This is a genomic window from Methanocalculus sp. (assembly GCF_030651615.1).
Lineage (GTDB): Archaea > Halobacteriota > Methanomicrobia > Methanomicrobiales > Methanocorpusculaceae > Methanocalculus.
The window spans coordinates 1-10,576 of the sequence record NZ_JAUSCG010000225.1; the positions used below are offsets into that span (position 1 = coordinate 1).

Annotated in this window: 5 protein-coding genes and 1 rRNA gene; 1 reads left to right on the top strand and 5 read right to left on the bottom strand. The window is 46.4% G+C overall.

The features are described from left to right. A 5S ribosomal RNA gene (rrf, locus tag Q7V06_RS09470) occupies nucleotides 1-95 on the top strand; the annotation flags it as partial. A gap of 392 nt (nucleotides 96-487) precedes the next feature. Here rrf and Q7V06_RS09475 read toward each other — a convergent pair. The 5 genes from Q7V06_RS09475 to acs form a co-directional block, all read right to left on the bottom strand. Beyond that, a complete protein-coding gene (locus tag Q7V06_RS09475) occupies nucleotides 488-2,071 on the bottom strand; it encodes a DEAD/DEAH box helicase (protein WP_304840918.1) in 1,584 nt (527 codons plus the stop codon). Between the two features lie 196 nt (nucleotides 2,072-2,267). Then, nucleotides 2,268-3,371, bottom strand: coding sequence for a hypothetical protein (locus Q7V06_RS09480; RefSeq protein ID WP_304840920.1), 1,104 nt, complete (start codon nucleotides 3,369-3,371; stop codon nucleotides 2,268-2,270). Between the two features lie 2 nt (nucleotides 3,372-3,373). Further along, nucleotides 3,374-7,699 carry a right-handed parallel beta-helix repeat-containing protein gene (locus Q7V06_RS09485; protein ID WP_304840922.1) on the bottom strand — a complete coding sequence of 1,442 codons (4,326 nt, stop codon included), beginning with the start codon at nucleotides 7,697-7,699 and terminating at the stop codon, nucleotides 3,374-3,376. Nucleotides 7,700-7,828: 129 nt separating this feature from the next. After that, nucleotides 7,829-9,076, bottom strand: coding sequence for an OFA family MFS transporter (locus tag Q7V06_RS09490; RefSeq protein ID WP_304840924.1), 1,248 nt, complete (start codon nucleotides 9,074-9,076; stop codon nucleotides 7,829-7,831). Nucleotides 9,077-9,120: 44 nt separating this feature from the next. Further along, a partial coding sequence (gene acs / locus Q7V06_RS09495) for an acetate--CoA ligase (RefSeq protein ID WP_304840926.1) occupies nucleotides 9,121-10,576 on the bottom strand: 1,456 nt, incomplete at its 5' end.

A 10,576-nucleotide genomic window follows, 5' to 3' on the forward strand; every position in this document is an offset into this window, starting at 1 on the left:
CCCGGACTCATTCCGAACCCGGCAGTTAAGTCCACCTGCGTCGAATATTGTACTGAGGTACGAGAGTCCTCGGGAACTATTCAACGCTGCCAATACCACCCCCCTAGTATGAAAATCAATTCTTCTGATTACCTTTACACACGACGCTTGCGTCTGTTGTTCTCTCCGATGCATTACCCTTACATTTTAACTTCATTCTAATGATGCAATTGTGCATCCATTCCCGTATTATCCTCTGAATTGACCATATCTCTTCTCTTAAACACTTACAACCAGCAGGACTACCACATTCCTAACGGGAATAGAACTTCTTCTGAACGCTCTCACATCTCAAAAAAAGATGAATTGGGGGTCGTAATAATGAGTCGCGGTGACTTGTACCAGAGCAGGGGATTATGCGGATCTCCTGGTATGCTCCGGCATTACATACTCTCACGGCAGGATATATAAAGAAAAGGAGCGGGGGGTGAAAGTAAAAAAAAAAGTGTTAGTTCTTGCTATCGACTTTTGTCATTTCAACTTCGAAGCCCCGGATCGTCCGGTCCTTCATAATCTCGATGATCTCACGGATCCGATCTGAGGGGACATCTACATAGGAGAAGTTATCAAATATCTCAATGGCTCCAATAGAACGACCTGGTAATCCGGTTTCGCCAGCAATCGCACCAACGATGTCTTTTGCTCTGATCTGCCTGTCCTTTCCGATATTGATGCGGATACGTGCCATTCCAGGCTCAATAGCTCCACCTTCATTATCAAATGTCCGCTCTTCGGTATCCCTTCCGCCGAGATGAATCTTCATTAATGCGGTTGCGATCTCTATACAGGTTATTCCATCCTCAAGTGCCTGTTCAACATAAGGTATGAAACGTTCGCCAAGACCGGTGAGGTTGACTTCTTTGACCCTGTCCATGAGTAATTTTGCCTGAGACTCTTCGACATCACTTGAGGTCGGGATGGGAATCCGTGCGATCTTGACATTTGCAAACCTCTGGATTTCACGAAGCTTGTAGATCTCTTTTGGAGCAACAAACGATATAGAGGTGCCTGCTCTTCCCGCGCGGGCAGTTCTACCAATCCGGTGGATGTAGTATTCAACATCCTGAGGGACATCGTAGTTGAAGACGGTGTCAATCTCACTGATGTCAAGACCACGTGCTGCTACATCGGTTGCGATAAGGATATCTATGGATCCTTTTCTGAACTTTCCCATCACGCGATCACGCTGGGCCTGTTTCATGTCTCCATGAAGGGCATCGGCGAAATATCCCCGTGCCTGGAGCCGTGAAGTTACATCATCGACTGCACGCTTTGTGTTACAGAAGACCATTGCAAGTTCGGGATTGTAGATATCAATCAATTTACAGAGAACGTCAAGCTTCTCTCGTTCTTTAACTTCGATATAACACTGTTCGATCTGAGGAACAGTCATCTCTCCATGGGTGACTTTGATGAATTTTGGCTGTTTCTGATATCTCTTTGAGAGATCAAGGATAGCCTGAGGCATCGTCGCCGAGAAGAGGAGGGTCTGTCGGGTCTTTGGAGTAACGCTCAGAATCTTTGCAATGTCATCTCTAAATCCCATGTCAAGCATCTGATCTGCCTCATCAAGGACAGCAAACCTGATATTTGCGAGAGAGAGAGTCTTTCGCTCAAGGTGATCCATGATCCGCCCTGGGGTTCCAATGACGATCTGGGCGCCTGCCCTGAGTGCGCGGAATTGTCTATCGATCGGCTGGCCGCCATAGACGGGTACAATCGAGAGCCCTTTCTTAAACTGGCCAAAGCGAGCGAACTCTTCTGCGATTTGAATCGCCAGTTCCCGTGTCGGGGCAAGGACAAGTGCCTGAACCTCGCGGCTTCCGGCATCGATCATGTCAATTAATGGTACACCGAATGCGGCTGTTTTTCCAGTTCCTGTCTGTGCCTGTCCGGTGATATCAAGTCCCTCAAGGATCAGCGGAATACCCATTGCCTGGATTGGTGTCGCCTCTTCAAAGCCCATATCACGAACGGCCTTGAGGAGGTCCTCGGATATTGAAAAATCAGAAAATTTCTTACGTTCTTCCATTCTATACTATGTCGCTCTCTGAAGACTTATCACCTTGGGTCATCACATTAAAAAAACATGTTGAAATTCTGTAGATGATGCTATAAATAGGTGTATAGTCCCCTTCTTAGGATTGGTATGTATGGAGATGTACATTGTTAATTATTCTCTTCTAAATGTCGGAAATGCTGTTGGAATCAAAAAAATGAAAAAAATATTACTGCCGCCGGAGTAGTAGGAATCCAGCAGCTGCAACTATGGCAATGCCAATAACAATGATGATTGTAATCGATGGAAAGTCTTGTCTGGCTTCTGTACCGGGTTCACCCGGACTGATATCTGCATCCGCGCGTGTCAATGGCTCTTTAGTGATAGACGGTATTACCACAGCTCTCTCACTTTCATCCAATGTTGATAAAACCTCAAGTCCCGGGATCGGGGTGGATAGTGGAGTTTGGGTGACAACGACATTGAATCCTCCACCCGCTCCTCCTCCTCCGCTGGGTTTTGAACCAGGTATTCCTAGGAGAGCGAAGGTGGAGAAGTGGTCTGTCTCTCCCCACGCAACGTTTTTGGCGGTGTCAACACCGCCAGGGAGCTGCACCCACGAGTTGCCCCCATTCCACCAGTAGACCCGGATGGAGTTCTCATCTGTACCGATTACATCACTATCGGAATAGTGAACTTTAATGATCACCTTCTGGATATTCTGATTTACGATAGAACTTGTTATCTCGGCAAACCGGCCAATAGCATTGTTACCTGATGGGATCGGCTGGTTATCGGGCGCCGCTGTAAAGAGTGTGAAAATAAGGGTTTCGCTCTGGAAATCTCCTATTGTCGTCAGGACCACTGAAACATCATCTGTCTCGATTGTGACTGGCTGACCATCTGTTGTTGTGACGGGACGGGTCGTGCTCCGATCAGGACGCTCTTTTGGGAGCTCTTTCTCAGCGTTGAGTGTCAGGTTTGAGACACAACCACTTTCAAAGATCGCTGATTCTAGAGCCCGTACACCATCGATATAGAAGATGATCTCATCACCTGGATTGAGAAAGGGATCCCAGACGATCAGTTTATCGCCGCCCCCATACTCTGTTCCATACTGACCAGGCAGAGTTGTGGTGATCGTTCCAATGGGGTTGCCTTTTGCTGATGCAATGACGATCAACCCTCCAGGTGTATTTGAGCCATCAACATTGTATATTGGCCCATAGAAGGCATGGGGGATGGTTGACGGAGCATTGCCATCTGCAAGTGTGGGGACTGCCAGCAAGGTAGAGATGAGCAGTATCGTGATGATCTGTAGGGTTCGGTTCATGCTTAATCCTCAAAAATATTGGGTATGTATAGATCCCAGAACCACACTGGCATTGGGAGGGGGGTTGTTGAGAATCCGGCAAGAAGATCCTGATTCTCCATATAGATCCAGTACCCTCGTGTTGCATCTATACCGGGGATATGTTCATATTCATTTCTGGTAAAGACCCAGGTATCAGGATTAATCGCTGGAGAAATGACGATGTTGTATCCGGTCTTCCCATCTGCCGTCTCCTCAACAGAGGCAAGTGCCTTTATAACTGATATAGAATAGGGTTCTCCCCACCAGAGATATTTGTCATCGATTGGTTCATTCAGTTCAAACAGATCATATGCCGGACCGATCAGGTTCCATCCCCTATTCAGATTCCGCACAGGTGGACCTGTTATCTCGGGACTGATTTGAACCGGAAGACGATCGTAATTGTTCATCCGGATATAGATCGCGTCAAGTGGATAGATTTGTGTAGTATCAGTTACCTGAACCCACCGTTGGTTGATTGGGTTCCATGAATAGGCGATTGCATAATCAAGCCCGTCACCGGATTCGGTGATTGATTTCCAGGAGTTATCTTCCAGCGCCAGTGGGAATGAAAGGGTATTCCACCCTGGATTAAGGCCGCTTCGGTAATCATCACCACCAATGAAGGGAGAACCGATCTCAATGCCAAAGTAGGATTTTCCGGTCTCCTTCACTTCATCTGAAGACCTTGTCAGCCAGGGTTCATAGAACGTGGTTCCCATGACCGCGCTCCCTATCCCTGGACCAATACCGGATGGACCGCTTTCATCGCCCCACCAGTTGTGGGAGGCAAATGGCTGGGAGATCCCTTCTTCATCATAATATGGGAGACCTATATAGCCATTATAGATGTTGTTGAAGGTCGCATCACCTCCAATAGAGAGAATACCCAGATGCAGGATAACTCCAATATCTTCAATTTCGACCCTGTCACCATGCACATTGGCTACCATTATTGCATATATAACTCCATCCACCGTGTTTCCATCGATATATGAGGGAGCAAGGCTGACAATACCGGCATCAACTGTGATCATGGCGATCATAACGCCAGCATTCTCAAGAAGTTCTTCAGTCACGGCATTAGTCAGACTTATTGAACCTGAATTGGTGAAGATATCATTATTGGCTATATTTGATTGTGACGTCAGTATTCCAGCAGAAATGGCAACTCCTATATTCGCTGCTCCAGCACCCGGATGAGTGTACCTGTCACTTTGTATGCTATCGAGATAGCGTTCCTCAACAATTGCCTGAGCCAGACTGATCTGTTGTGCTGTTACATCAATAGTATTATCCAAAATAACTGCTTCCGGTGCGACTATCCCAAAACTTGCCGCGGCACTTGCAGCACCAGAGAGTGCGGTTGATGACCCATCAAGGGGCGGAGTAAGTTCTTCACTAGAACTTGAAGCAACCAGGACTGTATTATAAATAGTGATGTTGTTACCCCTGATGAGATTTTCTATCTCTTCCGGATCTTTGATAGAAAGCTGATAATCATGTTCTCCACTAAGGATTGTATCTGGATCGAGCACAATACCTGTTGCCAGACCAGCCATCCCTGCAGCACTGAGGGCCATCCTGTCTTTTATTCTATTTAAAGACGTAACCATCGCCACATTGCTCTGCTCAATTCTGATCTCATTATTTGTGATGTATTCATCTTCTGCATCTGCGATGATCCCCATTGAGATGATCAGATGTCCTGATGCTGCTACTGCATCCGAAAGTTCACTCTCTCCACCACGGGAGGCGGTCAGAAACTGACCATTATTTTCAATCGAAATGTTGTTATCAGATATGGTAATGGTATCGGCTATTACCCGAATCCCGAAGGTTGAGATCATCCCGGCGGAGACTGCTACGGTATCATTTACCATACGTTCTTCATTGTCTGTCAGCGATATACTTGCCACATCATTCATGAGAGTAAATTCATTTCCATTGATCTCCATATCCCCTTCAGCATATGCAAGGAGACCGTAACTGACTGAAACCGGTATAGCAGCTGAGACATATGACTCATTTAAAAACTCAAATGGCTCCTCATTCTGGAGAATGGTGATATATTCGAGGATATTTTCTGACATCTTCGAATCTTCTAAAAAGAGTTTCTGATCCTCTGCATATCTGGCAAGGACGTGCCCATCTCCGCTCAGGACTGCATCTTTAATAGCTGATCTGTCCAGTTCAGGAAGGTTCTGCCATTCATCTTTATTTTCATTAATGAGGTTCTGAAGGAATGCTTTTTCCATCTGATCGCTTCTGAAGAGCCGATCGATAAGTCCGACACCCGGACAGGTATCGTTGAGTGCTCTTTCGATAGGAGGGTTTAGTCCGCTATTGGCTTGTATAATTATGTCCTGGAATACCGGTACATAATTATTGCAGATAACCGGATTGAGTACATCTTCGAGTATTATCCCAACGGTTGTTACCCGGACATGTATGATGGAGATCTCTTCAATCGACATCTCTAATAATGACCTGGTATTATCCAGTGATGATCTTTTCTGATCTGTATGAATATATGGTGTAAGATCAGTCATACTATCTGAGAGTACAGCATTCTTTTTGTTGACAAGAGCAGTGTATCGCTCCTGCATCTCGGGTTTCATGATCTCTTCTGCAAAGAACTCCTCTTCATAGGGGAGCTGACCGGCAAGAGCAATTGACTTGGCTGCGACAATAACCGAGTTACCGGATATGAGCGGGCTGGAAATGATCTCACTTAACCCCCCATGTAAATGAATACCTGAGATGGTGAGTTCCTCTTCAACACCTGTGTAGGAGGTATCTTCAGATGAATTCTGATAAGCAACGACAGTTCCGAGGATCTGTATTACATTATCCAGGATTTCAGGCTTATCGCTCCTTGCGATCTCAAAGCCGGAAATAATACCGCATACGCAGAGAGGGTCTTCTTCGTCTTCAAAGAACATTTCTCCCGTCAACAAGCTGACTATGCCGTCAGGATCCCTGACAATGATGTTTTCCACAATTGCCAGATTCTCTCTGACCCGTGCTTCATCACAATCATCTAAGAAAACTCCATGTACTTGAACCCGTGAGGTTTCAGGAGTTCCCGTTGAAAGGAGTGTATAATAAATATCATTTTCGATAATCTGGGCTTTATATGAGTCAAATGCGATGATGCCAGCAGGTCTCATTACTCCCATATGACCTGATGTTCTGGTACAGTCAACCTTGACATTGACTATATTCTTCTGAACACGCCCTTTCTCAGAATATCCAAGCCGGACTCCAACTGGCTGAACATATTTTCCATTAGTAAACACTTGTACTTCATTTCCTTCGATGAGAGCCAGATTGCCTGACCCATAAATACCTATTGAACGAGTGGAGTCAGTTGATTCAGCGAAAGATGAAACGGTGTTGTTTAGGATCTGTACTCTTTCTGATGTACATGATCTAATGCCCCAGGTCTCGGCATATCTGTAAATTGCCTCTTCTTCATCAATATTGGAACTGAGGGATGTAACCCAATTGTTCAGAACTGCAACATTACTGCTTTCAATAACCGATATCCCATCTGTTCTTGTCAATGAATGCGGGGCACCGACAAAAGTAAAGCATGCCTTCTCTTCATCCTGAAGACGGGCTGACAGAACCGACCTTACAACCCCAACAGGCACTATCTCTGACCCGGATGATAGTACATAAATCTTATTTTCCTCTAACGTTGCATCTGATATTCCGAGAGCAACAATGCCTGACTGAACGGAGTGCCCTAAAATATTGATTTGATTACGTACTATTCGGATTTCATCACCCTCTTCGATGATAATCCCGAATGTTTCATCATCTGTTTCGGTGAAGAGAGTAATTATGTTGTCTATGATATTGATCGAGTCGGCGTTATGCACGTAGATTCCTGCTCTGCTGGCATTCCGAATGTCAAATCCTCTGAAGGAAACATCACTTGCATAAATCTCAATACCGTTCTCCTCACCATCTGCATCAATAATTCCCTGAATAAGGCCGGGGAATGCCTGGTGGGCGACAGTTGTAACATGCACATTTTTGTCGATGATAAGAGATCCATAATATGTACCATCAAATACCCACACCTCTCCGCCTGGTGCAACTCCATCAATTGCATCCTGAATTCGTGAGAAGTTCAGGTATCCCCAATCAGGTGTTTCTTCAGTATACGATTCATTAACATAGACCCTCTCCGGGAGGGTTTGTGCAGCCGATGGTGCGATCAGCATCGTACTGAGAAGCACCAGTAGAAAAAGAAATATAACCTGCTTATTTCCGGTTGTCATGTCGTTCATCATCAATTTTACCTCTGTTAGGACAAATATTCCCTGATTAAATAAATAAAGAACAACTGAGGATGTTACTATATATATTTTTTTTATTTAAAAAAGGCGCTTATTATAAAAATTAATTAATTTATTCTCTCTTCAATTATGTCTTTGTATGGGCTTGAGCAGGAAGAACCCAATAGCTGCCCCCATAAGAGCCAGTACAATGATGTAGGGAAAGACACCACTATAGCCGCCGGTGGTTGTCTTGATGAATCCGGCAAGTTGAGGTCCGGCTATTGCACCTGCACCATATGCCAGGAACACTATTCCATAACAACGTGGATAGTCGCATGTTCCAAAGAACCGGGCCGTTGCTGTTGGTGCTATTGCAAGCCATCCTCCAAGACATCCCCATAATATACAGAATGATACAACATAGGTGATCTCGGATGGCACGAGCCAGAGCAGGAGAGATGAACCGGCTATCAGGAGGAAGGAGAGCACTGCGGCTCGTGCAGGACGAAGATGATCTGTCAGCCATCCAAAGACCGGCCTGCCTCCACCATTAAATATGGCAAATACTCCGACAAGTGCTGTTGCAAAGACTGGTGTAATCCCGATAACTTCCACACCGACAGGTTGAGCAATAGAGATAGCCATCAGTCCGGCGAGGCATCCTATGAAGTAGCAGACCCAGAGGCCATAGAAGGTTGGTGTCCGTATCATCCTTGCGCGATCACACTCACAGGTCTCAGCAGCAGATGTTGGATGAAGTGTCCAGCCTGCCGGTGCCCATCCAGATTCCGGGAACCTGAGCGGGAGTGCACAGAGTGTGATGATAACGAGGAATGCCACTCCGAATATGCGGAATGTACTCATTACACCGATCATCGGTATGAGTATACCGGCGATATTTGCTGATATAAATGCAGAGAACCCAAATCCAAGTAGAGCGAGGCCAACTGCAAACCCCCTTTTATCAGGGAACCAGCGAGTAGCAAGTGCAACCGGAACACCGTATGAGATCCCAACACCCGCACCACCGATCACTCCATAGACGAGGTAGAGCATCTCAACGGAGGTGACCATTGATGCGAGCAGCCAGCCACATCCGGTAAGGAAACCGCCAATGATCATCATCTTACGCGGACCCAATTGATCTATGAACTTTCCAACCAATGGCATTGCCAAAGCAAAAGCGGCAAGAAAGACAGAAAATGGCATCAGGATCTCATTTGCAGTAACCACTTTACCATATTCTGTAGTGAAGTACTGTGTGAGAGGGGTCACAAAGACACTCCATGCGTAGATACTTCCAAGACAGATGTTGATGATCAACCCGAGGAGTACAAAGAGCCACCTGCCCTTCTCCGCCGGAAATCCGAATAATTGTGCATTCTGCATGGTATAACCAGGTTTATTTCATAGTATGAAAGAAGAATGGGAAATTATTCTTCCAGTGTTGATATGTCACCGGGGTCAATTCCCATCTCCTGTGCTTTTAAGACACGGCGCATGATCTTTCCACTCCTCGTCTTTGGAAGAGATAAGACGAAGTCAATCTCTGACGGCATAGCTATTGGCCCGATACCCATTCTGACATGGTAGATCAGCTCGTTCTTCAGTTTTTCGCTCGGCTCAAAACCTATTCTCAGGATGACAAACGCCTTAACTGCCTGTCCCTTGAGCGCGTCCGGTTTTCCGATGACCGCAGCCTCAGCAACTGCCTCATGAGAGACGAGGGCACTCTCAACCTCGGCAGTTCCGATGTTATGACCTGCAACGATAATAATGTCGTCGGATCTTCCAAGCACCATGATGTACCCGTCTTTATCTTTGACAGCAAGATCCCCTGCTGTATAATATGGCGGGATCGTCGACCAGTACTGACGGTAACGCTCATCATTTTTATGAACCGTCCTCATCATTGATGGCCATGGCTCTTTGATGACGAGCAGACCTCCGACATTCGGAGGAGTCGGGTTACCCTCCTTGTCAACAACATCCACCTGAACTCCCGGGATCGGACGCCCCGCAAAACCGGGTTTCATCGGCTCACCTACGAGGGTGGTTATCATGTGCATGCCGGTCTCTGTCTGCCACCATGTGTCAAGAATGGGGCATGCCGATTTACCTATGACCCGATGATACCATTCAAATGCCTCAGGATTAAGTGGTTCCCCAACCGATCCGATGATCCTGAGTGTGTCGAGGTTTGCCTTATTCGGCCATTCCTCTCCGACTTTCATGAACATTCTGATCGCTGTTGGTGCAGTATAGAAGATCGTAACACCAAACTCTTCTATAATTTTCCACCAGATGCCCGGGTCGGGATAGTCAGGCACTGTCTCGGTGATCAGGATTGTTGCTCCTGCTGCCAGAGGGCCATAGACGATATAGCTGTGACCGGTAATCCAGCCGGGATCGGCAGTACACCAGTGAACATCATTCTCTTTCATGTCGAAGATGTACTTCGTTGTATAGTAAGTTCCGACCATGTAACCTCCGCAGGTATGGACGATCCCTTTCGGTTGACCGGTCGTTCCTGAGGTGTAGAGGATGAAGAGCGGATCTTCTGCATCCATCACTTCTGGTTCACAGATCTGATTTGCAGCCTCGATCAGTTCGTGGTAGTCAATCTCCATCTCGGAGACGAGTTCAACTTGTGGCTTTTCACGTCGAAGAACAATGATCTTCTCGATGCTGGGGGCATTTATAACCGCCTCTCCGACTATCGTCTTGAGTGGCACACGTTTGCCGCGACGATATCCAACATCTGCTGTGATGACAATTCTTGCCTGGGCATCACGAATTCGGGTATTTAATGCCGCTGCTCCAAAGCCTCCATAGACGATACTGTGAATGGCTCCAATTCTCGCACATGCCAGCATCGCAACAACATGT

Bases quoted from the DNA above. Each gene is read 5' to 3' on its own strand.
- Q7V06_RS09475 (WP_304840918.1), bottom strand. From the start codon at position 2,071: ATGGAAGAACGTAAGAAATTTTCTGATTTTTCAATATCCGAGGACCTC.
- Q7V06_RS09480 (WP_304840920.1), bottom strand. From the start codon at position 3,371: ATGAACCGAACCCTACAGATCATCACGATACTGCTCATCTCTACCTTG.
- Q7V06_RS09485 (WP_304840922.1), bottom strand. From the start codon at position 7,699: ATGATGAACGACATGACAACCGGAAATAAGCAGGTTATATTTCTTTTT.
- Q7V06_RS09490 (WP_304840924.1), bottom strand. From the start codon at position 9,076: ATGCAGAATGCACAATTATTCGGATTTCCGGCGGAGAAGGGCAGGTGG.